The sequence below is a fragment of the Desulfobulbus alkaliphilus genome (assembly GCF_016918545.1).
In the GTDB taxonomy this organism is placed as follows: Bacteria; Desulfobacterota; Desulfobulbia; order Desulfobulbales; family Desulfobulbaceae; genus Desulfobulbus; species Desulfobulbus alkaliphilus.
In genome coordinates, this window is sequence record NZ_JAFFQC010000365.1 from 1 (window position 1) to 406 (window position 406).

1 protein-coding gene is annotated in these 406 nt (G+C 73.4%); it reads right to left on the bottom strand.

The window, feature by feature from the left end; translation table 11 throughout:
* Positions 1–380: FAD-dependent oxidoreductase (locus tag JWG43_RS21085; RefSeq protein ID WP_205244456.1), on the bottom strand; the 380-nt coding region annotated here is incomplete at its 3' end.
* Positions 381–406 lie beyond the last annotated feature (26 nt).

Consider the following 406-nt stretch of genomic DNA (forward strand, 5'->3'; position numbering starts at 1 on the left):
ACGCTCGGCCCACCGTCTGCGCCCAAGGTCAGCGCGACGGCCGGGTCGTCGAGGACGGTCTCGTCTGCCAGCACGTCGAGGTCCGCACCGGTCTCGTCGACCAACCAGGCCGGCGACGTGCGGGTGAAGAGCTCTTTCGACAGCGGCGGCCTGTCGTAGGGGGCGACCCCTTCGGCACCCAGCACGGTGATGCGCCCGGTGGCGCCGTGGGACCGCAGCGCCGCGGCGGTCTGGGCGCCCGCCAGACCGGCCCCGACGACGAGGACCGACAGGTCCTCTGGAGCCGGCGACCCGACCGAGCGGGCGGCAGACGGCTCCGTCAGGGTGTCCGCAGGGTGGTCCACAGACGACGGCGCGGCGGGGGAAGGCGTTCGATGCATGCAGCCAACGGTAGTCTCGGTCGGGT